Genomic DNA, 21,448 nt, shown 5'->3' with positions numbered 1-21,448 from the left:
CCGGTCAGGACTGAACCATAACCGTGTGCGGATAGGGGATCGAGATGCCAGCCTGATCAAAGGCTTCTTTGACGGCTTGGGTCATGGCAAATTTGAGTTCCCAATAATCGTCGGTCTTGCACCAAAGCCGGGCGGTGATGTCGACCGAGCTGTCGCCCAGATTGGTCACCCGCACCCATGGTTCCGGATCGTTCAGCACCCGGTCATCTGCGGTGGCAACCGCCAGAATAACGTCTTTCGCCTTTTCGGCCTCGTCACCGTAATCAATGCCAAACACAAGATCGACACGCCGGTTGTCGTGCGCGGAATAGTTGGTGATAATCGCACCCCACGCCTGACCATTTGGCACGATGATCTGAATATTGTCCGGCGTGACCAATTCAGTCACAAACAGGTTCAGGTCGACAACTGTACCCGAGGTTCCGCCAACATCTACATATTGGCCAATCTTGTAAGGGCGGAACAGGATCAGCATGAACCCTGCGGCCAGATCGCTGAGCGTGCCTTGCAAGGCCAGACCGATGGCCAGAGTGGCAGCCCCCATCATGGCGACAAGCGATGTGGCTTCGATCCCGAAGATGCCCATGATGGCGACAAGCACCATCAACAAAATGACCCAGCGCACAACGCTGGCGGCGAAATTGCCCAATGTCTGGTCGATCTCGGGCATGGCATTGACCCGGCGCCGCACAAAACGGCCAACCCAACCGGCGACGATCCACCCAAGGATCAGAACAATCGCCGCTTTACCGGACGCCAGAGCCAATGGGCCCAAATTCTCCAGCTGATTAATAATGAGTTCCATAAGAATGTCCTCTTAACGCGTTTTATGCGTCCATAAACGAAACCCGGCGGCCCGCAAGTATGATGCGCACCGCCGGGAATTATCGTGGGGTCAACTTACTTGTTCAGAGCATCCCGGATTTCCAGCAAAACGTCCAGTTCGCTTGGGCCTGCGGGTTCTTCGGCAGCAGGTGCTTCTTCTTCCTCTTTCGCAGCGGCCTCTTTGACCTTGTTGACATAGCGCACCAGCATGAAGACCACGAAGGCGATGATCAGGAAATTGATCACGGCCATAAAGAACGCACCATATGCAAACACTGCGGCCCCCGCTTCGCGCGCAGCGGCCAGGCTGGTGCCCTCGGCCACCTCGCCGGATACCACAACATAGAGGTTGGTGAAGTCGATACCGCCCATGAACAGCCCGACAAACGGATTGATCAGATCGCCAACCATCGATTTGACAATTGCGGTGAAGGCCGCGCCGATAATGATCCCGACCGCCATATCCATAACATTGCCTTTGGCAATGAAGTCTTTAAATTCCTGAAGCACAATATTCCCCTTTTTCCCTGTTGCGCGTTGTCTTGTTCTCTCTGCGTCTGCGCAGAGATGCCTGTTGTCTTTTGCACGTAAACACCTCTGGCGGGATGGGAAAAACCACCTATCTTTCCCGTGAACAGACACAGGAGCCACGCGATGAGTTTTGTCACGGACCACCCGATCAATGCCAAATGGCCAGCTAAAAACCCGGATATCCTGCAGCTCTACTCCTTTCCGACCCCCAACGGGGTCAAAGTGTCGATCATGCTGGAAGAGACCGGGCTGCCTTATGAAGTGCACAAGGTTGGGCTGTCAGACGCCAACGTCAGAAGCCCTGAGTTTCTGTCGCTGAACCCCAATAACAAAATCCCCGCAATTCTGGACCCGGACGGACCGGATGGTGCGCCGGTTGCTTTGTTTGAAAGTGGCGCAATCCTGATCTACCTGGCCGAAAAAACCGGGCAACTGATGGGCCGCAACCCGGTTGAAAAGGCCACGGTCATTCAATGGCTTATGTTTCAGATGGGCGGCGTTGGGCCAATGTTTGGCCAACTTGGCTATTTTCACAAATTCGCCGGTGCCGAGATCGAAGACCCCCGTCCGCGTGACAGGTATATCAACGAAGCCAAAAGGTTGCTGAACGTGGTCAACACCCAATTAGACGGGCAGGACTGGATTGCCGGAGATTATTCCATTGCCGACATCGCGCTGGGACCTTGGTTGCGCGCGTTGGATTTTTACAAAGCGCAGAGCATCGTTGGCTTAGACGATTTTCCCAACGTGATTGCCTATCTCGACCGTTTTCTGGCGCGCCCGGCTGTGCAAAAAGGACTGGTGACACCACCGCGCGACTGAGCCGGGTTGTGGGGGGCTGTCTGCCCCCCTCTTGCCCCTGCGGGACAATTCACCCCCCGTGAGTATTTCTGGCAAAATGAAGATCAGGCCGGGCGCCGGGTTGATCTGGTGCGTTTCAACCCGGCAGAGAACCGGTCAGAACATAGCGCAGGATTTCGACAACCTGAGGCGGCTCTTGCGCAACGGCCAGCGCTGCGGCATGCACTTCTTTGAGGGCATGCTGATGCTCCGGCGGGTTGAGCACAATAATGGACTTGCCCAAAGCTGCCGCATAGCCCGCGTCAAAGGCGGCATTCCATTGTTTGTATTTGTCGCCAAAGCGCACAACCACCACGTCGGCACCTTCGATGCCTTTGCGGGTGCGGATGGCGTTGACCATGGCGCCTTTGTGATCGTGCCAGTATTTATCCGGCTCTGCGCCCAGAATGGCGACGCCGCAATCATCGCTGGCGGCGTGATCTGTGACAGGGCTGTCAAAGCTGACATCCAAGCCCTTGGCGCCTTCGACGATCTGTTCACGCCAGTCTGTGTGAATCTCGCCTGACAGATATACTTTCAAACTCATGAGATACTCTCCTTGTTGCCCCGGGTTTATCTGTTTGCGGCGACAGCTCCAACGACGAATTCGCAAGTAAGTGCTTTGCGCAAAAACCGGGTCAGATTTTACGCGCCACAATATAGCGGCTGGGCGGATCAACAGGATAGTTTCCGGTTTCAATGATCTGAAATCCCGCACGGGCAACGGCAGCTTCCAAATCGGCGATGTTAAAGAAATGCACAAACGGAGCCTTGCCGATCATTTGCATCACGGGAATCGCCAGCTTCAGGAGACGGAATTTGAACGATTTGAAGCCTTCGCCAATGCATGGTGTTTTAGAGATGAACAACCCGCCGGGTTTCACTCGATCCGAGACAGATTGCAGCGTCTTATCAGTGTCTTCGATCAGATGGATCAGATTAAACGCCATCACCGCATCAAACGGGCCAGCCGGGGCCGTTTCGGCGTCGGCCTGAACCAGATCGACATTCTGCGTTCCGGCTTCGTCGAGGCGCAAGCGCCCCTGTTCCAGCATGCCAGCCGAGAAATCGGTGGCGACCACTTCGGCAACCACATCAGCAAGGCGGATGGCGGTTGAGGCCGTACCGCAGCCCAGTTCCAGCACACGGTCATCGGGTTTGAGATACGAGCGGGTGCGCTCGAGCGCGTATTCATAGGCTTCTACGTCGCTAATTGGGTCCTGAGCGTATTTTGCGGCCAGCCGGTCCCAGAATTTGGATGCGGATTGCATGGTATGTCTCCTTTGGCGACATACATATCTGACGGCATTCAACGCATAAATTGCCAATTTCCGGTTTTTGGTTATACAGATATGCATGGATACGTCGCCTGCACCCTTTGATTGGAACCATATCCGCGCCTTTCTGGCCACAGCTGAGGAAGGGTCGCTGTCTGCGGCTGCGCGCAAGCTTGGGCTGACCCAACCCACCTTGGGACGTCAGGTGGCTGCACTTGAAGAAGACCTTGGGCTGTTGTTGTTTGAACGGGTCGGACGCACGCTGGCTTTGACATCGGCGGGGGCCGAGTTGTTGGATCATGTGCGTTCGATGGGGGCGGCGGCGGACAGGGTTGCGTTGGTTGCGATGGGTCAGTCCCAATCCATCGAGGGGCGCGTCGCGATCACCGCCAGCGATGTTTATTCTGCCTTTTTGCTGCCGCCCGCGCTGCGCGAGTTGCGGATCAGGGCCCCGCGCCTGACCGTGGATGTGGTGGCGGCCAATGACATTCGTGATCTGATGCGCCGCGAGGCAGACATTGCCATTCGGCATGTCCGCCCCGAACAACCGGACCTGATCGCCCGGATGGTGCGCGAAGCAACCGCGCATTTTTACGCCACTCCCGCGTATCTGGATCGTGCCGGGCGCCCTGAAACCGTCAGTGATCTGATCCGGCATGATTTTGTCAGCTTTGGCGACACACAGCGGATGCTGGATTATCTGGAGCCGCTGGGCATCCATCTGACGCATGACAATTTCCGGGTTGGGTCACAAAGCGGGCTGGTGGCGTGGGAACTGGTTCTGCAGGGGTTTGGTATTGCGCCCATGTCCGATGATGTGGCTGCAAATACGTTGGGGCTGGAGCGCGTCTTGCCCGATCTTGATCCGGTGGTGTTTCCCATCTGGCTCACCACACATCGCGAATTGCACACCAGCGCCCGCATTCGGCTGGTATTCGACATACTGGCGGATCATTTGTCCAAAACAGGCTGAGCGCCGAGACTAGGCGTCGTTTGTAAGCGCCCGATACATCATGACCCGGGCCCCTTCGCGGCCCGTTTCAGACCAGCCAAGATGTTGATAGAGGGCGAGATTTTCCGACAAATCCTGATGCGTGGCCAAGGCAATGCCCTTGCAGCCCGCCGCATTGGCCAATGCCAGCGCATGGCGGATCAGGATACCGCCAATGCCCTGTCCCTGAGCCGTGGCGGCAACCGCGACGTTCATCAGATGCGCGTCATCGCCTTGGGTGTTCAGCATGAGAACGCCCATCAAAGGGGCGTCCCCAATGGTCCAGACCTGGCCGGCGGCAATCGCCTCTGGCACGCCCGCGCTGACGTCCGGCAACGCGACGCCGCGATCGCGGTATGCCTGATAGGCACCGTCGATCATTGCGGCCAGTTCAGCAGCTTCTTGCGGTTGGGCAAGACGCGGCGTCACCAGTTCAACCCCGCAACGTGCCGCCGGTGGCCTTGCTGACCTTCTCGACGATCTTTGCGGCCACAGCCTCGATATCGGCTTCTTTCAGCGTCGTTTCAGTGGGTTGCAGGCGCACCGTCACAGCGATGGATTTTTTACCTTCGCCCAGCGATCCGCCGATAAACTCATCAAACACGCGCACGTCTTCGATCAGCGTCTTATCCGCGCCAGAGGCCGCATTGACCAGGGACAACGCCTCGACCTGTGCATCCACGACAAAGGCGAAATCACGCTCGACCGCTTGCAAGTCACGCAGTTCAAGCGCGCCCTTGCTGGCCGATTTCTTGCGTGGCATCGGGATTTCTTCGGGGAACAAGGTAAAGGCCACAGCCGGGCCTTTGACGTCCAGCGCGTTCAGCACTTTGGGGTGCACTTCACCAAACACGCCCAGCATCTTTTTCGGTCCCAGACAAATGCGGCCATGCCGCCCGGGATGCCACCAACCAGCACCGCCGCGTAAAATCTGAACCTTGGCAGGCGCGCCAATGGCGGCCAGAACCGCCTCGGCATCCGCCTTGGCGTCAAACAGGTCCACGCCACGGCTTTCGCCATGCACGTCTTTTTGGACGATTTTGCCAACCAACAGACCCGCGACCTGAAGATGTTGCTCGCCCGGTTCACCGCCCTGAAACGCCGTGCCGCATTCAAACAACGCCATGTCCATAAAGCCGCGCGCCTGATTGCGCGCTGCGGCCTGCAAAAGACCCGGCAAAAGATCGGGGCGCATGTGGGACATTTCCGACGAAATCGGGTTTTCCAGCATCGTGGCGTCAGAACCGCCGCCAAACAGCTCGGCCGCTGCCTTGTCGATAAAGGAGTAGGTCACACATTCGTTGTAACCCAGTCCCGCAGTGGTGCGCCGCGCGATTTGTTCACGCTTTTGCATCGGGGACAGAATTTGTTTCGGCACGCCAGCCGTAGAGCGCACCATCGGCTTGCCTTGCAACTTTGTCAGCGAGGCAACGCGCGCCACTTCTTCGACCAGATCGGCCTCGCCGCGCACATCCGGGCGCCAGCTTGGCACCTGCGCCATATCGCCATCCATGACAAAGCCAAGGTCGGTCAGGGTCTTGATCTGCGTTTCGGCTGGAATTTCCATACCGACCAGCGATTGCACACGGTCCGTGTCCAGCTTGTAAGCGCGGCTGACATCCGGCACTTCACCTGCGACAATCACGTCAGACGGCTCTCCACCGCACAAATCAATGATCATCTGAGTGGCCAGATCGACCGCTTCGATATTGAACGCCGGATCAATGCCGCGTTCGTTGCGATAGCGCGCGTCTGAATTGATCTTAAGCCCACGGCCCGTATAGGCGATCTGGATGTGATCCCAGAATGCCGCCTCAACGAACACATTTGTCGTGTCTTCGGTACAGCCGGTCTGCAATCCGCCCATGATGCCGCCAATCGACTCGATACCTTCGTCGTCGGAAATCACCACCATACCGGGGCCGAAGATGTATTCTTTCTCGTCCAGCCCAACCAGCGTTTCGCCACCTTTCGCGCGGTGCACCCGCAGGTTGCCTTTGACCTTGTCGGCATCAAACACGTGCAGCGGGCGGTTGCAGTCAAACGTGAAAAAATTGGTCACATCCACCAGCGCGGAAATCGGGCGCAGGCCAATCGCCTTTAGCCGGTCCTGAAGCCATTCGGGGCTGGGCCCGTTCTTGATGCCTTTGATCAGACGGCCGGCGAACACCTCACACCCATCGGTGCGCGTGTCTTCGTCGATGGTCACCGAGATGGGGCAAGGAAAGCTGCCCTCGATCTGCGCCGTCTTGGCTGGTTTCATCGTCCCCAGCCCACGCGCCGCCAGATCCAGTGCAATCCCACGCACGCCCAGCGCATCCGGGCGGTTTGGCGTGATGGCAATCTCAATCACCGGATCGACCTTGCTGGGGTCATTTTCTGCCAGCCAGTCAACAAACAGCTGACCCACCTCACCCGAAGGCAATTCGACAATACCGTCATGCTCGTCGCTCAGCTCAAGCTCGCGCTCGGACGCCATCATGCCGTGGCTTTCGACGCCGCGAATTTTGCCAACCGACAGGGTAATATCGATGCCGGGCACATAATCGCCGGGCTTACACAGAACCACAGTGATTCCGGCGCGCGCATTGGGGGCGCCGCAAACGATTTGCTTGTCACCGTCGTTGGTTTCAACCGTGCACACGCGCAGACGGTCTGCATCCGGGTGCTGCTCGGCGTGCTTCACTTTGGCAAGCGTAAAGGCCGACAGACGGTCGGCAGGGTTGAACACTTCTTCCACCTCCAACCCAAGGTCAGTCAACGCATAGACAATCTCGTCTACGCTGGCGTCGGTCTCTAGGTGATCTTTCAACCAGGAAAGAGTGAACTTCATCGCGTGCGTCCGGTCCAGAAATTAAGGTCAAAATGGCTTTAGCGGATATGTCAGAGCGGGGAAAGGGCACTTGCCAGACTCACCCCGCTTTTGTGTCGGGTTGACAAGTTTCGCGCCCCTATATATCCACTTAGTTATGGAACAAGTTGGTTATATTAATCCTTCCGCAAATCTTGACGCGGTGTTTTCCGCGCTGGCCGACCCGACGCGGCGCGCCATTCTGGCCCGCCTGTCCACGGGCGAGGCCGCGGTGCAAGAACTTGCGGAACCGTTTTCGATCAGCCAGCCAGCAATCTCCAAACACCTCAAGGTGCTGGAACGCGCAGGATTGGTCGAACGCGACATAGACCGCCAACGCCGCCCGGCCCGCCTGTGCGCGCAGCCCATGGCAGACGCGGTGGCGTGGCTGGAAGAATTCCGAAATTTCTGGTCGGGCAGCTTTGATCAGCTCGACATATTGCTTGAAGACCTTAAAACCGCCGAGGAGACGCCAAATGAGTGAATTGCCGACATATGTACTGGACCGCACCTTCAATGCCCCGCCCGCGCTGGTGTGGCGCACGTGGACCGAGCCTGAGCTGGTCCAGCGGTGGTACGGGCCAGGCGTGACGTCAATCGTGCACAAGATGGACGTGCGCGAAGGCGGTGAATGGCTGCATGAAATGCAATGGGGCGGCAATTCGAACTATCAGCGCGCGGATTACTCCGAGGTGACCCCGCACACCCGGCTGGTCTGGCTGCACGCCAACACCGATGGCGACTGGATGATCACCGCCAACCCGATGATGCCCGACTGGCCCCGCCTGCTGCTGACGGTTGTCACCATGGACGCCGAGGGCGACAAAACCCGGCTGCGCCTGACATGGACACCGCACGAGGCCACTGACAAAGAGATTGCCTGCTTTGAGGCCGCAATGGATGGCATGGGTCAGGGTTGGGGCAAAGGCATGGATATGCTGGAAGAGATCCTCAAGGAACTTCAGGGCTGAGGCACATCGTGACGGCCTGAACCCATCCTCACCAATTTCATCTAGGGCGCGGCTGCCAATGGAAACAGCCGCGCCCGATATTTGTTTGAGAATGGGCGACTTCGGCGCATAGTGACCCTGGGAAGAATAGGGGAGTAGTTCGATGGCCAAGCCAGACAGCGGCGTAAAAACCGCCTTTTTCGTGATTGCGGATATTTCGGGATATACCAAATTCATGGCCGAAACAGCCATCGAGCACGCCAAGGGAATTTTGGAGTCTCTCTTTGGTGACCTCGTCCCAGCCATAAGAACCCCAATGAAAATCTCGGGGCTTCAGGGAGATGCCGTCTTTGCCTATGCGTTTGAGAGTGATGTGATGACCAAACAGTTCATTCTGGACTTCTCAGAGCAGCTGTATTGCGTTTTTGCCCGCAGCAAAGAGAAAATGCTGATCAATACCAGTTGCCCTTGTGATGCCTGTTCGAATGTAAACGCATTGGAGCTAAAAATCGTGGTGCACCATGGCGAGTGCGTTATTCAAGAAACAGGCGACCGGGAGGAATTGGCTGGGCAGGACGTTATTACGTCCTTTCGACTTCTCAAGAACAGCGTGAAGGAAACTACCGGGCTGAACGCCTATACACTGATTACATGTGACGCTCTGCGCACAATGGACATGGTCGAATACTTTGACGATTCAGAGTTTCACTCCGAAAACATTGAACATATTGGCGATGTCGAATTTGTGGTGCGCGATATGCGCGCCGCTTGGGAACGTCGACGCGGCACCGATAGAACATTCATCGACGGTGGCGCAGACCTGCTGATGGAAGAATGGATTATCCCTGTGCCGGTTTCACCGGATATCGCCTTTACGATCTGCACCCGACCGGACTTGCGCGCGGAATGGATCGGCGCGGATCAGGTTGAACTTTTGAACACCAATAACGGCAAAATTGAACCGGGCACGACGTATCACTGCTATCACGGCGACGAAATATTCCCATTTGAGATTGTGGACTGGAATCCGGGTGAATACGTCACCGGCCGGTACAATTTGCCAATGGGCCTGTCCATGCTGGAAACCATGGAACTGGTCGAGATGGGTGACGGCACAATGATCAAACTTCGTTTTGAAAAACCTAAATCGACCAAATTCATGGGCAAACTGATGAACGGGATGGTTCAGAAAAAGCTCAAGAGCATTATCGTCCCCGACAAGGAAAACCGTATCACGAGGATTAAGGCGCTGGGGGAGAAGCTCGCCGCCTAGGCGCGGGCTTTGACGTGGGACAACCAATTGGACAATTCTTGCGTGCGCTGTGAGAACGCCAGTTCCTGAGGTGTCGCACCAATTCTTGCGGCCGCTGCCGGATCAGCTTCAGCCTGTTCCAGATTATCCGCCAACTGAGCAAAGTCCGGCCCGCGTCCCCGCATCCAACCGGCAATATCAGGGGCGGAGCATTCCGGGTGGTACTGCACCCCCCAGAAATCAACGCCGTCTTTTTCGTAAACCATCGCCTGCACTGGTGAATGGTCGTTCCCGGCGATCAGAATGGCCCCGCCCGGCAAGGTCTGCACTTCATCCCGGTGCGAACATGGCGACGCAAAAACCGGGGCTTTGCCGGTCATCATCGGATGGGCCACCCCCGCTTGTGTCAGCGCGATATCGCGCGCCACCCCACATTCATCGCCATTCGCAGAAACACCTAAATCGCCGCCCAACACCACGGACGCCAGTTGCATCCCGTTGCACGATCCCCAAACCGGAACGCCTTTGCCAAAACCACGCTGCATCGCCGCCCTCTGAGGCGCCGCCTCAGACGCGGCAGCCGACCACACGGTCCCCGCACCGCTGAACACAACCCCATCTGCCCAATCAATCATTTCGTCTGTCACATCCACGGCGTAGGGACAGACCATCTGCAATGACGCGCTCGCATCCAGCGCCATCAAACAGGTCACAAAAGGCAAGGCAGCAGATTTGCCTTGCTGTAACAAAACGGGCGGATTGCCTTCCAGAATTGAAATTGTGGTCATGGTCTCTCACCCTTTGTCGCGACCCTCATACTACACAGCAAGACGGGCTTTGGGACATAACGCGGCCGCCAAAATGAAAAAGCCGCCAAAAAGGCGGCTCTTACGATCTCTCTGGATATACGAAGCTACTGTTCTAGCGGCTCAGACCGCCATGCAGCGTCGGCTGATCCAGCGCGGCAAAGCCATAATGGCGCAGCCAGCGCAGGTCGCTGTCAAAGAACGCACGCAGATCGGGGATGCCGTATTTCAGCATCGCCAGACGGTCGATCCCGATACCAAAGGCAAAGCCCTGATATTCGTCCGGGTCAATTCCCCCAGCTCTCAGAACATTGGGATGCACCATGCCGGACCCCAGAACCTCAAGCCAGTCATTGCCTTCACCCACTTTGACCGTGCCACCTTCCCAGCTGCACTGGATATCCACCTCGGCAGAGGGTTCCGTGAACGGGAAATGCGAGGCGCGGAAACGGGTTTCCACATGAGTGCCGAAAAACGCCGAAAAGAATTCTTCCAGAACCCATTTCAGGTTGGCCATCGAGATATCTTTGCCCAGCGCCAGACCTTCGACCTGATGGAACATCGGTGTGTGAGTCTGGTCATAATCGGCGCGATACACACGGCCCGGGCAAATGATGCGGATCGGTGCGCCGGTTTTTTCCATCGTCCGGATCTGCACCGGCGAAGTATGCGTGCGCAGCACATGTGGCGGGCGATTATCGCCTTCAGCACGGTGTGTGTAAAACGTGTCCATCTCGGCACGGGCTGGGTGATGTCCGGGAATGTTCAGCGCGTCAAAATTATACCAGTCGGTTTCGATCTGCGGCCCTTCGGCCACGGCGAAACCCATATCCGCAAAGATTGCGGTGACTTCCTCGGTGACCTGACTGATCGGATGGATCGAGCCCTGACGCCGAGCGCGCGCAGGCATCGTCACGTCCAGCCATTCGGTTTTCAGTCGCTCATCCAGCGCGGCATCGGCCAACGCCACTTTCTTGGCTGCCAGCGCACTGTTGATCTCGTCCTTCAGCGCGTTCAGCTTGGGGCCCATGACCTGCCGTTCTTCGGCTGTCATCTTGCCCAGCTCACGCATTTTCAACGCGACTTCGCCCTTTTTACCAACCGCGGCGACACGGATCGCTTCCAGCGTGGCCTCATCGGCGGCTTGCGAAATCTGGCTCAGGTATTTTGCCTTCAGATCGTCCATGACGGTCCCTCAAATTCTGCTTGCGTCCTGCTACCACATAGGCGCGCGAAAGCAAGACCACCCCGACGCGGTTTCCCGTGGGCACCCTCCGTTTCACAACACATCCGGCCGGATCACGCGGGCCATCTTGCGCTCGACCGCGAACATCCCCATGTTCTCGACAACCCCGTTGGAACAATTATGTCTGAAAAAGTCACACGCAAACTCACAACGATCCTGTCGGCGGACGCCGCAGGGTTCAGCACGGCCATGGACCTCGACGAAGAGGGCACCTATGCCGACCTGCACGCGGCGCGGGCCGTGTTTGCCAAGCTGATCGAGCGTCACGACGGACGCATTGCGAACACTGCCGGAGACGGGCTGATTGCCGAATTTCCGTCTGTTGTCGAAGCCGTGCAATGTGCCATCGAAGCCCAACAGGAACTGGGCCTGCGCGAACAGGGCCTGCAATTCCGTATCGGGGTGCATCTGGGCGACGTGATCGTCGACGGTGAGGATTTGATCGGGGAAGGTGTCAACTTGGCCGCCCGCCTGCAAACCATGGCGGAACCCGGCGGGGTGCTGATCTCACAACAGGTTTATGATCAGGTGCACGCCAAGCTGTCCATTGGGTTTGAATACCTTGGCGAGCAACGTCCAAAGAACCTGACCGAAGACGTACCCATTTATCGGGTGTCGACCGGTGTGCGCCAAAAGAAAACCTTCCAAAAGAACCGGCCGAACAAAAAGCCACATGAAACCCCTGATATCGGGGTGCAAAGGTTCCCACCAACCGGTCCGGTTGATCTTGGCTCTGACGCGTTTAAACGGACGGTAAAAGTTGGGCTCTTGGCAACCGGCGGGCTGGTCTTGGCGGACCTGTTCACAGGCGATGGGTTCTGGACACATTGGGTAGTTCTGGTCGCTCTGGTCGTGTCGGGGCTGATATGGGGCGAAGACATACTGGACCGCGAGTCCATTGGCCCCCTACCGGTACGCACTGTGATACTGTCTGCCGGGCTCATTGGGATCAACTTGTTTAGCTGGAGCGGGCACGCATGGGCTTTGTGGCCAGTTGGGGCGTTGATCCTGGTGGCTCTGATCCAAAAAGTGTCCAAACCCAGCGACTAAGCACCATGTTTGTCACTCTCCGCGAAACGCACGCGCATCACGTAGCAACCGGGTCACACCCGCGTCCTCGATCCCCATCGTTTCAAAATGTTCGGCCAAATTGGCGACATAGTCGAAGCTGGTGCCCAGCCAGCCTTTGCCGGTTGCACAATACCTTACCTGATCTTCGTGGCTCAGGTCGGGCACGATCAGTTCCGCCTCGTGATTGGCCAGAAACGCCAGCGCCTGAATGGTGCCATGGTCAGTTTCAACGGCAATGAATTCGGAATGATAGGCATTGCCCAAGCGTTCACGGCGCCACAAAAGCTCGGTTTCACAATCGATGTTGTCGCGTGTCACCCGAAATGCCAGCCCGTTACAGCCCGCCCCGGTTTCCAGCGCCGCCATAACGCCCGGTGCGTCCTGTGTGCCACGTCCGCCAAACCGGTCACACAGGATAAAGCGCCGCTCGACCCCGGGCGCGAACCCGCGGCGAACCTCGTCAAAATGCACACCCGGATCCCACATCAATGAGCCATAGGCAAACACCCAAAGATCCTGTTCCCAACGCCCTTCAAGCGTCGCCATCCGATCTGCAGAACGCAGCTCGTCCGATAACATCCAATCTTCCGGCGCGCCGTTTGCCCGCACGATCTCATTTATGTTGGCTGGGTCGAATTCGCGAAACGACGACTCAGCAGGAGGTGTGATCAGCCCGGCAAGCCGGGGGTGATGACAAAAAGGGTCTGACATTGGGACGCCTGTGTTATGTGTTTGCAGCAAGCCACGGCCCGCGCAAAAAGAAAACCCCGCCAGCGATGCTGACGGGGTCTTTTTATCTTTAAACCGACGGGCCGCTTATGCAGGCAGCGCGGCTTTCGCCTGATCCACGATGGCAGTGAATGCCTCGGGCTCGTGCACGGCCAGATCGGCCAGAACCTTACGGTCCACTTCAATGCCGGCCAATGTCAGACCATTGATGAAGCGGCTGTATGTCAGTGCTTCGTCGTGGCTGCGCACGGCTGCGTTGATCCGCTGGATCCACAGCGCGCGGAAATTGCGCTTGCGGTTCTTACGGTCGCGGGTTGCATACTGGTTCGCCTTGTCGACGGCCTGACGCGCTACCTTGAAGGTATTTTTGCGACGGCCATAATAGCCTTTTGCGGCATTGACGACTTTTTTGTGACGGGCGTGGGTAACGGTACCACCTTTAACGCGGGACATATCTCAATCTCCTCTTAGCGGTCGTAGGGCATAAAGCCCTTGACGATCTTGGCGTCTGGGGCAGACAAGGTCGTGGTGCCACGGGCGTCACGAATGAATTTGCGGGTGCGTTTGATCATGCCGTGGCGCTTACCAGCTTGGCCAGCCAGTACTTTGCCTGTGGCAGTGACCTTAAAGCGCTTCTTGGCGCTCGACTTGGTCTTCATCTTAGGCATTTCCGTCTCCTTTAGTATTCGGTCGGTGACAAACGCGACTCGGCATGCCTTTCAGGCCGGTCGCGCGAATAGAGGCGCCGTATAGTCGCCAAAACACTTAACTGCAAGGGCTTATTTAACGATATCCGCGATCACCCGTACAACCACATTTGGCAGCTCAGCAAAGGTGTAAAGTGCGGGGTTCATCGCCCAGGCAAGGACAATAATAGCGGCTGACAGAATGAAGGCTGCCATAGGGCCGCGCGGAAACCGTTCATCCGCATAGGCTGACAACATCGCCGGGATGGAAAACAGACCGATTACCAAGCCAACTGTCATCAGGTAATCGGTCGCCATGTCAAAGTATTCCCCGGTTGCCCGGGGACATACCTACTCGGTTTCCATGTTGAAAATCAAACGTTCATCACAAGGCGCAACCCGAAGGATGTTGGTCGAACCCGGCATGTTGAACGGCAGACCTGCTGTCACAACAATCTGGTCTTCCTTCTGAGCATAACCCAGACCACATGCCGCGCGGGACGCAGCAACAACCGCCATCTTAAAGCGGGACACTTCTGAGGTGATCACACAGTTTGTACCCCAGCTGAGCGCCAGTCGACGGGCTGTGCCACGCAACGATGTCATGGCCACAATTGGCACACGGGGACGTTCGCGCGCGATCAGCAATGCCGTTGTGCCCGATTGCGAGAAACAACAGATTGCGGCCACTTCGGTGGTCTCGGCAACTTCACGTGCCGCTGCAACGATTGCGTCTGCAACACTTGACCGGGGGGCCTTGCGCGATGCGTCGATCACCAGACGATAGGTGGGATCGTTTTCCACCTCGATGGCGACATCGTTCATGGTAGACACCGCTTCCAACGGGAACTGACCGGCGGCAGATTCCGCAGACAACATAATCGCATCCGCGCCTTCATAGATGGCACCGGACACGTCGCTGACTTCGGCGCGGGTTGGCATCGGGCTTTCGATCATGCTTTCCAGCATTTGAGTCGCCACAATCACCGGTTTGGCAGCAAAACGACATTTGCGCACCAGCTGTTTCTGGATCGGAGGCACCGCCGCAACTGGCAATTCCACACCCAGATCACCACGCGCAACCATAATACCGTCAGAAACGGCAAGGATGTCGTCAAATGATTCTACCGCTTGCGGTTTCTCAATTTTGGACAGGATCGACGCGCGGCCCTGCGCCAACGTGCGGGCTTCTTCCACGTCTGCAGGACGCTGAACAAAGCTCAGCGCCAACCAGTCGACACCCAGTCCACAGGCAAATTCCAGATCCTCACGGTCCTTTTCACTCAGCGCAGCCAAAGGCAGCACAACGTCAGGCACGTTCACACCTTTGCGATTCGAGATCGCGCCACCGATCACAACCACACAATTGGCGTGATCTTCGCCACAGTTTTCGACCTTAAGGCGAATCTTACCGTCGTTGACCAACAGGTTCGCACCCGGCTCCAAAGCCTGAAAAATTTCAGGATGCGGCAGGCAAACACGGTTGATATCGCCTTCTGCCGGGTCCAGATCCAACCGGAACGCCGCGCCAACTTCCAGATCTTCAGAGCCATTGGCAAAGGCGCCTACGCGCAATTTTGGTCCCTGAAGGTCAGCCAGAATGGCGATCGGGCTTTGCAGGTCTTTTTCTACCTGCCGGATAATGCGGTGTTTTTCTCGAATTTCGTCATGTGTGCCGTGGCTCATGTTCAGGCGGAAAACATCCGCACCTGTTTCATGCAGCGCCCGGATCATGTCATATGTTTCCGAGGCCGGGCCCAGCGTGGCCACGATTTTCACATTTCTTAAGCGTCTCATTTTCTCATCATCCGTCGTTGCGTCGCCCCCGCTGCGACGTATCAAAATCGTGCCCTTGCTATGTGTTAACGCTAACAAGGTCAAGTTAAGGTTTTGTGCAATTCCCTTTTGCAGCCGGGTGCCCTAGATATTTTGCGAAGGATTTTACAGGCACATGACATACCAACCATTTTCTGTTTTCGGGCCCGAACGGGCGTCTCGGTGGCTGATCACCTGCGACCACGCGTCGAATTTTGTACCTTTGGAAATCAATGGTGGCGATCTGGGTATCGGCACTGCTGACATGAACCGGCACATCGCCTATGACATCGGCATACGCGGCACATCGCTTATTCTGGGCGAACTGCTGAACGCTCCGGTGATCTGTTCGAACTTCTCGCGCCTTGTGATTGACCCCAACCGGGGCATTCAGGACCCGACGCTGGTGATGCGCCTTTATGATGGCACCATCATCCCGGCCAACCGCCACGTTGACGATACCGAAATTCAGCGCCGCATCGACACCTATTATCAACCCTATCATGATGCCTTGTCAGACCTCGCCGCTGCGCAGGATGACATCATCGTTGTGGCCATGCATTCGTTTTCCCCCAAGCTGAACGGACGGGCACCGCGCCCATGGGAGATCGGCATTCTGCACGCCCCGCAAGAAGACCGGTTTGGCATCCCCCTGATCGACCGCCTGCGCGAGGAACCTGACCTGACCGTGGGTGACAACGAACCTTACGCGGGCCATTTACCGGGCGACAGCGTGGACCAGCACGCCTTGCGTCAACGCCGCCTGAATGCGCTGATCGAATTGCGTCAGGACATCATTGCCACCGAAGAGGGTCAGGCCCAGTGGGCAGAACGACTGGCCGGTATTCTGACAGACACGTTGAACCGAACCGGTCTTTGATCGCGCCTGTTCTGGCCAATGGATCAGAGACCGCCGCGCTTGTCTTGACCTCAGCCCGCCCCCATATTTCCTAAAGATACTGATCACATGTGACGGAGGCTGCGATGAGCTTAGAGACCCTGACGACATTCTTTGGATGGATGACAGTTGTTCACTTTGTGATCCTGACTATTGCCACGCTTGCCATGTTCCTGATGCGCGACTGGGCAACGGGCCTGCATGCCAAATTGTTTGATCTTGAAGAACAGCAGGTCCGCCAGACGTTTTATTCATGGCTGGCCACTTATAAATTGCTCATATTCGTCTTCGCGCTGGTGCCCTGGCTGGCGTTACATATCATGTGACCCGGTTGCCCACACCTTGCGCGACTGTTACCCCCTTAGCCCGCAGACATCACATCGGAGCCCGTCATGGACAAGCAAACCCAGATTGAACTCGAAGCCGCCGCGTTTCGCACGTTGCGTGATCACCTGATGGAAAAGCGCACCGATGTGCAGAATATCGACATGATGAACCTGGCCGGGTTTTGTCGGAACTGCCTGAGCCGCTGGTATCAGGAGGCGGCCAACGAACGTGGCATCGGCATGACCAAAGATGAGGCCCGCGAACTCTATTACGGCATGACCATGGATGAATGGAAAGCCAACTATCAGACAGACGCCAGCCCCGACAAACAGGCCGCGTTTAAGGTCGCGTTTGCCGAAAACGTGGGCAACGACAAAGGCTGACGCGCTATTGGCTGGACACCAAGACCGGACCGGCGGCTGATCCCGTCGGATCGGCTTCTGGCAACCCGGCCTGACGTAATCGGTCCAGCAAATGGTCCAGGACCTGCGGGCCGTTAAACAGCTCTTGTGACTTCACATAGCCCACGCTCAGCGTCGGGTCATCTGCCAGCGCTTCCTGCAACAAGGCCCGCCCGCGTTCGACATCACCGCGCGCAACACGCCCTGCCGCGCGATACAACCGCGACCGCCGCGTCTGAAAGTTCAGGCTGCGGGCTTCGTCATTCATTTCCGGATACCGCCCCATCGCATAAAGCGCGGCAACCCGTTCTTCAACGATCCAGACGGGCAAAAACGGGTCCAGTTCTTCGGCCCGATCCAGCAATTCCATCGCCCGTTCAGGTTCCCCGGCAAAAGTATAAAACGCAGCGCAGCGCCCCACGATATAGGCATCATTGGGCGCCAGCTTCAGCGCCATTTCATGGTGCCTGCGGCTGGCATCAAAATCTTTGTTCAGCTTGATTTGCAGGATACCGAATATCCGGTGCAACTCGGGGTCGGACACGTCCAGCTCCATTGCGCGGTTCAGATTTCTCTCTGCAACAGTCAGATCAAAGTCAGGCAAATAGGACCACGCACAGATTTCCATGGCCACCGGGCGGGCAAAGCCCGGGTCGGCCTCCTGAGACTTCTGGAACCAATCCCGCGCCTCAAGAACATGGCGATCAGACACGCCGCCCAGACGATGTTTTTCCAACCCGCGCAGATAATACTCATAGGCGGTCATGTTTTCAGGGCGCTTCATGCGGGCCGCGTGAATTTCCGAATGATCAATCCGCCCCGACACTGTCGCCGCCACACGGGCAACAATGTCTTCAAGCGCATCCAGTACTTCGTCAAAGGGGCGCTGAATGCGATCAGACCACACCATGCCACCATCGCTGGTACGCGACAGGGACACGCCCAGCTTGACCCGATTGCCCAACTTGCGCACCGACCCGGACAGCACATACCGCACCCCAAGCGTTTCGCCAATCTCAACCGGGTCTTGCGTTTGCAACGCCGTCGACGCGGTGCGGGAACTGACAAATAACGATCGGTTCAGGCTCAGCTCGTGCACAAGGTCTTCTGTCAATCCATCGGCCAGAAACGCCTGATCATCATCCGCACCACTGGCCCGAAACGGCACAACTGCAATCGAATTTGCACGCAGCTCGGGTTTGGGCGCCGTGACCGTCGGCGCGCTTTGATACACATGCCGGTCCATGGATGCCCCCACGCGCATCACCTGCATGGTCTCAGATACGCCTTTGAACCTGCGATCCCCCAAATCGGAAAAGTTGCAGGGCGAAACCCGGCGCACGTGATCATACAGCGTTTTTGAAACGTCAATCTCGCCGGGGTCTGCCGATTGCTGCAGTCGCGCCGCGATATTGACCCCATCACCACGCAAATCATCCCCGACACAGACAACATCCGCCACGTGCATACCAAAACGCATGTCTTTGGGTGACAGCCCATCCGATGACGCCATCAGCGACCGCGACTCGATCGCCGCCTTCAGCGCATTCACCGGGCTGTCAAATTCGGCCAGAATCGCATCACCTGCCGTATTAAAAACCCGCCCGCCATGGCGGGCGACACAGCCTGCGACAAGGTCCAGCCCCAGAACCACACGGCTCAGAACACCTTCTTCGTCAGTTTCCATCGCCGGGGTCGATCCAACAAAGTCACCAACCAAAATAGTTACCAGTTTGCGTTCCAAAAAACGGGGCTCCAACACTGTTCGCCCAACTACCTTAATATAGTTCAGTGGTTTCACCAATTGAACTTGTCGAACGCGGCAACATTTACGAACTGAGACCCTGCACATTGCCAACCGTCAATCTGCGCACAGGACTTGTTCGGAATATGCCCCTTATGAAGCGGCGCACTCAGGCTATGTTGGCAGAAAGCAGGATCGATAAGGAATTCGCCATGGCCACCCGCATGCCCACCTATTTCATTTCGCACGGCGGAGGCCCCTGGCCGTGGATTCCCGAAATGGCGGCAGAATTTGCACCGCTCGCAGAATCTCTGGCACACATGCCCTTTGAGGTTGGACGCACGCCGCGCGCCATCGTGATGATTTCAGGACATTGGGAGACAGACGCCTTTGCCGTTATGTCGTCGCCGCGCCCGCCGATGGTTTACGACTATAACAACTTCCCACCGCACACTTATGAGGTCAGCTATCCCGCACCCGGTGCGCCTGATCTGGCAAAAGAGGTGCACGATCTGATCGCACGGGCCGGATTGCCCACCCGACTGGACCCGGATCAAGGGTATGATCACGGTACGTTTGTCCCCATGGCCGTGATGTACCCCAATGCCGACGTACCGCTTTTGCAGGTCTCAATGCGCCACAGTTACGACCCTGCGGACCATATGGCGCTGGGTCGCGCACTGGCGCCCCTGCGCGACCGCGATGTGCTGATTATCGGCTCAGGGCTCAGCTATCACAATCTGAGGCTGTTCACCCCCGCTGCGCGTGACCCTTCCACTGCGTTTGACACGTGGCTCACCCAGACATTGGCCCTGCCTGCGGCGGCGCGTACCCACGCGGTGTTGGACTGGGAAACCGCGCCCTCTGCCCGGATTTGCCACGCCAAGGAAGATCACCTCGTGCCACTGTTTGCAGCTTTGGGCGCGGCAGAGGGTGAGAGCGCAACGCGCACCTATCACCAGACGGGCATTCGCGGCGGCGTCACGGCGTCCAGCTTTCGGTTCGGATAAATCCGTCTGTCTCCCGTCGCCAATGGCAAACCCCCTTGAGCAAACCCGCCTCGCCCGATAGACCGGCGCGGAACGTTTCAGGAGTCTGTCCCCCATGTCGATGAACAGCTTTGGCCACCTTTTCCGCGTCACCACATGGGGCGAAAGCCACGGTCCTGCGCTGGGCGCAACGGTTGACGGGTGCCCCCCGGGCGTCCCGATTGAACCAGAGATGCTACAGCAATGGCTGGACAAACGCCGCCCCGGTCAGAACAAGAACACCACCCAGCGCAACGAACCGGACGCGGTGAAAATCCTGTCTGGTGTGTTCGAGGGTCAGTCGACCGGCACTCCGATTCAGCTGATGATCGAAAACACCGATCAGCGCAGCCGTGACTATGGCGATATTTCCGAAACCTTCCGCCCGGGTCATGCCGACATCACCTATTGGCAAAAATACGGCATCCGCGACTATCGCGGTGGCGGTCGCAGCTCGGCCCGTGAAACCGCCGCGCGGGTTGCCGCAGGTGGTATTGCGCGCGAAGCGATCAAGGCACTGGCACCCGAGGTGGAGATCAAAGGTTACATGGTGTCGATGGGCGAGCTGGACATTGATCGCGCCAGGTTTGACTGGGACGCCATCGATCAGAACGATTTCTGGATACCCCAGGGCCCCGAGATTGCGCAAAACTGGGAAGACTATCTTCAGGCCCTGCGCAAAGCCCATGACTCGGTTGGCGGCATCGTCGAAATCGTCGCGCGCAACGTGCCTGCCGGGCTGGGCGCACCGGTCTATGGCAAGCTCGATACCGATCTGGCATCCGCGATGATGTCAATCAACGCCGTCAAAGGCGTCGAGATTGGCGAAGGCATGGCCGCTGCCCGCCTGAAAGGCACGCAAAACGCTGACGAAATCACAATGGGCGCCAATGGCCCGGAATTCAGTTCGAACCACGCTGGCGGAATTCTGGGCGGAATCTCGACCGGTCAGGATCTGGTTGTGCGCTTTGCTGTTAAACCAACCTCATCCATCCTCAGCCCGCGCAAGTCGATCCGCAAAGACGGCACGCCGATTGAAGTGATCACCAAAGGACGTCACGACCCCTGTGTCGGCATCCGCGCCGTGCCCGTGGGCGAGGCGATGATGGCCTGCGTCGTGCTGGACCACCTTTTGTTGCATCGCGGCCAGGTTGGCGAAAATCGCGGCAAAATCGGCTGA

Annotated in this window: 25 protein-coding genes; 11 read left to right on the top strand and 14 right to left on the bottom strand. The window is 57.3% G+C overall.

Annotation, left to right across the window (positions count from 1 at the left end; translation table 11 throughout):
* Positions 1 to 4 precede the first annotated feature (4 nt).
* Together ABJI08_RS15810 and mscL are read right to left on the bottom strand one after the other, a co-directional pair.
* Positions 5 to 805: a mechanosensitive ion channel domain-containing protein gene (locus ABJI08_RS15810; RefSeq protein WP_348402812.1), complete on the bottom strand. Its 801-nt coding sequence runs from the start codon at positions 803 to 805 to the stop codon at positions 5 to 7.
* Between the two features lie 95 nt (positions 806 to 900).
* Entirely contained in the window at positions 901 to 1,335 is a 435-nt protein-coding gene (gene mscL, locus ABJI08_RS15805; protein WP_348402811.1) for a large conductance mechanosensitive channel protein MscL, read from the bottom strand.
* 144 nt (positions 1,336 to 1,479) lie between these two features.
* Here mscL and ABJI08_RS15800 point away from each other — a divergent pair, with 144 nt between their 5' ends.
* The gene (locus ABJI08_RS15800; RefSeq protein ID WP_348402810.1) at positions 1,480 to 2,178 is read left to right on the top strand and encodes a glutathione S-transferase N-terminal domain-containing protein; all 699 of its coding nucleotides are present in this window, start codon (positions 1,480 to 1,482) and stop codon (positions 2,176 to 2,178) included.
* Positions 2,179 to 2,293: 115 nt separating this feature from the next.
* Here ABJI08_RS15800 and ABJI08_RS15795 read toward each other — a convergent pair whose 3' ends face one another.
* Both ABJI08_RS15795 and ABJI08_RS15790 read right to left on the bottom strand, forming a co-directional pair.
* On the bottom strand, positions 2,294 to 2,743 hold the full coding sequence (locus ABJI08_RS15795; RefSeq protein ID WP_348402809.1) for a YtoQ family protein: 450 nt from the start codon (positions 2,741 to 2,743) through the stop codon (positions 2,294 to 2,296).
* A gap of 91 nt (positions 2,744 to 2,834) precedes the next feature.
* Positions 2,835 to 3,467: a class I SAM-dependent methyltransferase gene (locus ABJI08_RS15790; RefSeq protein ID WP_348402808.1), complete on the bottom strand. Its 633-nt coding sequence runs from the start codon at positions 3,465 to 3,467 to the stop codon at positions 2,835 to 2,837.
* Positions 3,468 to 3,552: 85 nt separating this feature from the next.
* On the opposite strand from ABJI08_RS15790, the gene ABJI08_RS15785 reads away from it, so the two are divergent.
* Entirely contained in the window at positions 3,553 to 4,446 is an 894-nt protein-coding gene (locus ABJI08_RS15785) for a LysR family transcriptional regulator (RefSeq protein WP_348402807.1), read from the top strand.
* Positions 4,447 to 4,455: 9 nt separating this feature from the next.
* On the opposite strand, the gene ABJI08_RS15780 is transcribed toward ABJI08_RS15785, so the two are convergent.
* Together ABJI08_RS15780 and pheT are read right to left on the bottom strand one after the other, a co-directional pair.
* A complete protein-coding gene (locus ABJI08_RS15780) occupies positions 4,456 to 4,893 on the bottom strand; it encodes a GNAT family N-acetyltransferase (RefSeq protein ID WP_348402806.1) in 438 nt (145 codons plus the stop codon).
* A gap of 4 nt (positions 4,894 to 4,897) precedes the next feature.
* Positions 4,898 to 7,297, bottom strand: coding sequence for a phenylalanine--tRNA ligase subunit beta (gene pheT / locus ABJI08_RS15775; protein WP_348402805.1), 2,400 nt, complete (start codon positions 7,295 to 7,297; stop codon positions 4,898 to 4,900).
* A gap of 136 nt (positions 7,298 to 7,433) precedes the next feature.
* Between pheT and ABJI08_RS15770 the strand changes: the two genes are divergently transcribed.
* The 3 genes from ABJI08_RS15770 (at position 7,434) to ABJI08_RS15760 (ending at position 9,538) form a co-directional block, all read left to right on the top strand.
* Positions 7,434 to 7,799: a metalloregulator ArsR/SmtB family transcription factor gene (locus tag ABJI08_RS15770; RefSeq protein WP_348402804.1), complete on the top strand. Its 366-nt coding sequence runs from the start codon at positions 7,434 to 7,436 to the stop codon at positions 7,797 to 7,799.
* Complete coding sequence (locus ABJI08_RS15765) at positions 7,792 to 8,286, top strand: SRPBCC domain-containing protein (protein WP_348402803.1); 495 nt, start codon at positions 7,792 to 7,794, stop codon at positions 8,284 to 8,286. Before ABJI08_RS15770 ends, ABJI08_RS15765 begins: the two co-directional genes overlap by 8 nt.
* A 142-nt stretch (positions 8,287 to 8,428) precedes the next feature.
* Positions 8,429 to 9,538 (top strand): DUF2652 domain-containing protein, encoded by a 1,110-nt coding sequence (locus tag ABJI08_RS15760; RefSeq protein WP_348402802.1) that lies wholly within the window; start codon positions 8,429 to 8,431, stop codon positions 9,536 to 9,538.
* On the opposite strand, the gene ABJI08_RS15755 is transcribed toward ABJI08_RS15760, so the two are convergent.
* Both ABJI08_RS15755 and pheS read right to left on the bottom strand, forming a co-directional pair.
* Entirely contained in the window at positions 9,535 to 10,305 is a 771-nt protein-coding gene (locus ABJI08_RS15755; RefSeq protein ID WP_348402801.1) for a gamma-glutamyl-gamma-aminobutyrate hydrolase family protein, read from the bottom strand. The two genes, ABJI08_RS15760 and ABJI08_RS15755, sit on opposite strands and share 4 nt — an antisense overlap.
* Before the next feature lie 133 nt (positions 10,306 to 10,438).
* The gene (gene pheS / locus ABJI08_RS15750; protein WP_348402800.1) at positions 10,439 to 11,509 is read right to left on the bottom strand and encodes a phenylalanine--tRNA ligase subunit alpha; all 1,071 of its coding nucleotides are present in this window, start codon (positions 11,507 to 11,509) and stop codon (positions 10,439 to 10,441) included.
* A gap of 180 nt (positions 11,510 to 11,689) precedes the next feature.
* On the opposite strand from pheS, the gene ABJI08_RS15745 reads away from it, so the two are divergent.
* Positions 11,690 to 12,619, top strand: a complete 930-nt coding sequence (locus tag ABJI08_RS15745; protein ID WP_348402799.1) for an adenylate/guanylate cyclase domain-containing protein — start codon at positions 11,690 to 11,692, stop codon at positions 12,617 to 12,619.
* Positions 12,620 to 12,631: 12 nt separating this feature from the next.
* Here ABJI08_RS15745 and ABJI08_RS15740 read toward each other — a convergent pair whose 3' ends face one another.
* From ABJI08_RS15740 to pyk, 5 genes are all read right to left on the bottom strand, one after another.
* Positions 12,632 to 13,351: a gamma-glutamylcyclotransferase gene (locus tag ABJI08_RS15740; RefSeq protein ID WP_348402798.1), complete on the bottom strand. Its 720-nt coding sequence runs from the start codon at positions 13,349 to 13,351 to the stop codon at positions 12,632 to 12,634.
* 105 nt (positions 13,352 to 13,456) lie between these two features.
* On the bottom strand, positions 13,457 to 13,822 hold the full coding sequence (gene rplT / locus ABJI08_RS15735) for a 50S ribosomal protein L20 (RefSeq protein WP_348402797.1): 366 nt from the start codon (positions 13,820 to 13,822) through the stop codon (positions 13,457 to 13,459).
* 14 nt (positions 13,823 to 13,836) lie between these two features.
* Positions 13,837 to 14,037 carry a 50S ribosomal protein L35 gene (rpmI, locus tag ABJI08_RS15730; protein ID WP_014873788.1) on the bottom strand — a complete coding sequence of 67 codons (201 nt, stop codon included), beginning with the start codon at positions 14,035 to 14,037 and terminating at the stop codon, positions 13,837 to 13,839.
* Positions 14,038 to 14,148: 111 nt separating this feature from the next.
* Positions 14,149 to 14,373, bottom strand: a complete 225-nt coding sequence (locus ABJI08_RS15725) for a hypothetical protein (RefSeq protein ID WP_348402796.1) — start codon at positions 14,371 to 14,373, stop codon at positions 14,149 to 14,151.
* Between the two features lie 33 nt (positions 14,374 to 14,406).
* Positions 14,407 to 15,852: a pyruvate kinase gene (gene pyk, locus ABJI08_RS15720; RefSeq protein WP_348402795.1), complete on the bottom strand. Its 1,446-nt coding sequence runs from the start codon at positions 15,850 to 15,852 to the stop codon at positions 14,407 to 14,409.
* A 154-nt stretch (positions 15,853 to 16,006) separates the two neighbouring features.
* Between pyk and ABJI08_RS15715 the strand changes: the two genes are divergently transcribed.
* From ABJI08_RS15715 to ABJI08_RS15705, 3 genes are all read left to right on the top strand, one after another.
* Complete coding sequence (locus tag ABJI08_RS15715; RefSeq protein ID WP_348402794.1) at positions 16,007 to 16,750, top strand: N-formylglutamate amidohydrolase; 744 nt, start codon at positions 16,007 to 16,009, stop codon at positions 16,748 to 16,750.
* Between the two features lie 104 nt (positions 16,751 to 16,854).
* The gene (locus tag ABJI08_RS15710; protein ID WP_348402793.1) at positions 16,855 to 17,094 is read left to right on the top strand and encodes a DUF6868 family protein; all 240 of its coding nucleotides are present in this window, start codon (positions 16,855 to 16,857) and stop codon (positions 17,092 to 17,094) included.
* 66 nt (positions 17,095 to 17,160) lie between these two features.
* On the top strand, positions 17,161 to 17,478 hold the full coding sequence (locus ABJI08_RS15705; protein WP_348402792.1) for a DUF1244 domain-containing protein: 318 nt from the start codon (positions 17,161 to 17,163) through the stop codon (positions 17,476 to 17,478).
* A gap of 4 nt (positions 17,479 to 17,482) precedes the next feature.
* On the opposite strand, the gene ABJI08_RS15700 is transcribed toward ABJI08_RS15705, so the two are convergent.
* The gene (locus ABJI08_RS15700; protein ID WP_348402791.1) at positions 17,483 to 19,240 is read right to left on the bottom strand and encodes an adenylate/guanylate cyclase domain-containing protein; all 1,758 of its coding nucleotides are present in this window, start codon (positions 19,238 to 19,240) and stop codon (positions 17,483 to 17,485) included.
* 146 nt (positions 19,241 to 19,386) lie between these two features.
* Between ABJI08_RS15700 and ABJI08_RS15695 the strand changes: the two genes are divergently transcribed.
* Both ABJI08_RS15695 and aroC read left to right on the top strand, forming a co-directional pair.
* A complete protein-coding gene (locus ABJI08_RS15695) occupies positions 19,387 to 20,250 on the top strand; it encodes a class III extradiol ring-cleavage dioxygenase (protein ID WP_348402790.1) in 864 nt (287 codons plus the stop codon).
* Between the two features lie 94 nt (positions 20,251 to 20,344).
* The gene (gene aroC / locus ABJI08_RS15690) at positions 20,345 to 21,448 is read left to right on the top strand and encodes a chorismate synthase (RefSeq protein WP_348402789.1); all 1,104 of its coding nucleotides are present in this window, start codon (positions 20,345 to 20,347) and stop codon (positions 21,446 to 21,448) included.

The sequence above is a fragment of the Shimia sp. genome (assembly GCF_039969785.1).
In the GTDB taxonomy this organism is placed as follows: domain Bacteria; phylum Pseudomonadota; class Alphaproteobacteria; order Rhodobacterales; family Rhodobacteraceae; genus Shimia.
This window is presented reverse-complemented; position numbering and strand designations above follow the sequence as displayed.

What these genes read in the sequence shown, in the direction of transcription:
- ABJI08_RS15810 (WP_348402812.1), bottom strand. Translation starts at nt 805, where the DNA reads ATGGAACTCATTATTAATCAGCTGGAGAATTTGGGCCCATTGGCTCTG.
- ABJI08_RS15800 (WP_348402810.1), top strand. Translation starts at nt 1,480, where the DNA reads ATGAGTTTTGTCACGGACCACCCGATCAATGCCAAATGGCCAGCTAAA.
- ABJI08_RS15795 (WP_348402809.1), bottom strand. Translation starts at nt 2,743, where the DNA reads ATGAGTTTGAAAGTATATCTGTCAGGCGAGATTCACACAGACTGGCGT.
- ABJI08_RS15790 (WP_348402808.1), bottom strand. Translation starts at nt 3,467, where the DNA reads ATGCAATCCGCATCCAAATTCTGGGACCGGCTGGCCGCAAAATACGCT.
- ABJI08_RS15785 (WP_348402807.1), top strand. Translation starts at nt 3,553, where the DNA reads ATGGATACGTCGCCTGCACCCTTTGATTGGAACCATATCCGCGCCTTT.
- pheT (WP_348402805.1), bottom strand. Translation starts at nt 7,297, where the DNA reads ATGAAGTTCACTCTTTCCTGGTTGAAAGATCACCTAGAGACCGACGCC.
- ABJI08_RS15770 (WP_348402804.1), top strand. Translation starts at nt 7,434, where the DNA reads ATGGAACAAGTTGGTTATATTAATCCTTCCGCAAATCTTGACGCGGTG.
- ABJI08_RS15765 (WP_348402803.1), top strand. Translation starts at nt 7,792, where the DNA reads ATGAGTGAATTGCCGACATATGTACTGGACCGCACCTTCAATGCCCCG.
- ABJI08_RS15760 (WP_348402802.1), top strand. Translation starts at nt 8,429, where the DNA reads ATGGCCAAGCCAGACAGCGGCGTAAAAACCGCCTTTTTCGTGATTGCG.
- ABJI08_RS15755 (WP_348402801.1), bottom strand. Translation starts at nt 10,305, where the DNA reads ATGACCACAATTTCAATTCTGGAAGGCAATCCGCCCGTTTTGTTACAG.
- pheS (WP_348402800.1), bottom strand. Translation starts at nt 11,509, where the DNA reads ATGGACGATCTGAAGGCAAAATACCTGAGCCAGATTTCGCAAGCCGCC.
- ABJI08_RS15745 (WP_348402799.1), top strand. Translation starts at nt 11,690, where the DNA reads ATGTCTGAAAAAGTCACACGCAAACTCACAACGATCCTGTCGGCGGAC.
- ABJI08_RS15740 (WP_348402798.1), bottom strand. Translation starts at nt 13,351, where the DNA reads ATGTCAGACCCTTTTTGTCATCACCCCCGGCTTGCCGGGCTGATCACA.
- rplT (WP_348402797.1), bottom strand. Translation starts at nt 13,822, where the DNA reads ATGTCCCGCGTTAAAGGTGGTACCGTTACCCACGCCCGTCACAAAAAA.
- rpmI (WP_014873788.1), bottom strand. Translation starts at nt 14,037, where the DNA reads ATGCCTAAGATGAAGACCAAGTCGAGCGCCAAGAAGCGCTTTAAGGTC.
- ABJI08_RS15725 (WP_348402796.1), bottom strand. Translation starts at nt 14,373, where the DNA reads ATGGCGACCGATTACCTGATGACAGTTGGCTTGGTAATCGGTCTGTTT.
- pyk (WP_348402795.1), bottom strand. Translation starts at nt 15,852, where the DNA reads ATGAGACGCTTAAGAAATGTGAAAATCGTGGCCACGCTGGGCCCGGCC.
- ABJI08_RS15715 (WP_348402794.1), top strand. Translation starts at nt 16,007, where the DNA reads ATGACATACCAACCATTTTCTGTTTTCGGGCCCGAACGGGCGTCTCGG.
- ABJI08_RS15710 (WP_348402793.1), top strand. Translation starts at nt 16,855, where the DNA reads ATGAGCTTAGAGACCCTGACGACATTCTTTGGATGGATGACAGTTGTT.
- ABJI08_RS15705 (WP_348402792.1), top strand. Translation starts at nt 17,161, where the DNA reads ATGGACAAGCAAACCCAGATTGAACTCGAAGCCGCCGCGTTTCGCACG.
- ABJI08_RS15695 (WP_348402790.1), top strand. Translation starts at nt 19,387, where the DNA reads ATGCCCCTTATGAAGCGGCGCACTCAGGCTATGTTGGCAGAAAGCAGG.
- aroC (WP_348402789.1), top strand. Translation starts at nt 20,345, where the DNA reads ATGTCGATGAACAGCTTTGGCCACCTTTTCCGCGTCACCACATGGGGC.